Below are 1,448 nucleotides of genomic sequence, written 5' to 3' on the forward strand. Positions count from 1 at the left end.
GTTTAACTCTACTACTTCACATCCAAGTTGATTACAGTAAACATAACTATACCCAATCAACTTGAAAATGCAGGCTTGAGTACCTGAAAATTATCATTGATTCGAGACGTCAGTGAACCTGCGATCTCTAGAAGAGTCACAGTAAAAAATTGATCGATGGCTTCCTTGAAGTCTCGTTTATTTTTGAAGTAAACGTTATTCCTCGACTGCTCGTTCATTACCTTCCAAAGCCGCTCAATTGGGTTGAGGTTTGGACTGTAAGGTGGAAGATAATGTAGTTCGATATTTAGGACAAACGCTGCATCTTTGACTAAGTCACTGCGGTGATATCCCGCACCATCTAAGATGATATGAAGCTTATGGGCTAATGGATAACTCTCTCTTAACTTACAGAAAAAGCGAACAATATTTTCACTGTTAATACTCTCGTAATCGTGAACGATGGTGGCACCAATATCTGACAGGTTTAGTGCGCCAATAATGTTCAATCGGCTACGATTGCCCGTTGTTTCAATCACTTTAGCCTGACCAGTACGTATCCAGCCATGAGATATTTTTGTTAATAAGGTTGGGTGAACTGCGTCGATAAAGACTATCGATTCATCCTTGCCACAGCTTGCCTTTAGAGCTTCATAAGCCTCTATGAATGCTTGCTGTTTTGCTTTATCAAACTTGTGTGGAACGCCTTTCGGTTGCTTGTAGCTAAAGCCATTGTGGTGAAGCCATTTGTTCATACCAGAGACCGTATAATCAAGTCCAAATGCCTCTTTAATGTAGACGACAATTTGATGAGTGTGAGAATAGGTTTTCTCAGTCAAATGCTCGATTAGGCGCATGGTTTGAGTAGCAGAAAGCTTGCTTTGGCTTCCGCCATTTTCAGGCTTAAGTTTTTCAGAAAGAACGTAGTCACTAAGGTGGCGTGCAACGGTTGATTCATGAATGCGAAGAGCTTGAGCAATCATGGTCTGACTCCACCCCTCTGTGGTAAGCAATACTGCTTTAATACGGTCACGCACTCGACCATCACGAGTAGAATCGTGCATTTGTTCGAGTTGCAGTTTCTGCTGAGGAGTCAGTGTAATTTTCATGGTTCGTAGCATGATCCTGATTCTAAAGAAAATCAAGCATCTTCAATGATCAGGGGTATACATCGATAAACTTCTTTACCTATATTGTTCTTCAAGATCCTAAATCGATACTTTGGAGTCCACACTATATGGTATTGACATCGCCAAAATACGTGGGAAGCTTGATTGTATCTACTCATGTTATTTGTCCTCTTTGACTTCTGGAAAAATCAAAGACGCATTTAGCATGAGTAGTTTTACAGGCAAAGCCGAAACGGATGATAACCACCTACTGAAGTAGGTGGTTTAGGGCTGAAAACAAAAAGACCCCAGCATTTCTGCTGGGGTCTGGAATAAGTGGCGGAGCGGACGGGACTCGAA

1 protein-coding gene and 1 pseudogene are annotated in these 1,448 nt (G+C 41.6%); both read right to left on the reverse strand.

Translation table 11 applies throughout. From position 1 onward, the window contains the following. Nucleotides 1-56 precede the first annotated feature (56 nt). The gene (locus DA100_RS07995; RefSeq protein ID WP_171052170.1) at nt 57-1,088 is read right to left on the reverse strand and encodes an IS630 family transposase; all 1,032 of its coding nucleotides are present in this window, start codon (nt 1,086-1,088) and stop codon (nt 57-59) included. Between the two features lie 50 nt (nt 1,089-1,138). After that, nucleotides 1,139-1,267: pseudogene (locus DA100_RS08000) on the reverse strand (transposase); the annotation flags it as partial. Nucleotides 1,268-1,448: the final 181 nt, after the last annotated feature.

The organism is Vibrio sp. Hep-1b-8, assembly GCF_006124995.1.
Taxonomy (GTDB): domain Bacteria; phylum Pseudomonadota; class Gammaproteobacteria; order Enterobacterales; family Vibrionaceae; genus Vibrio.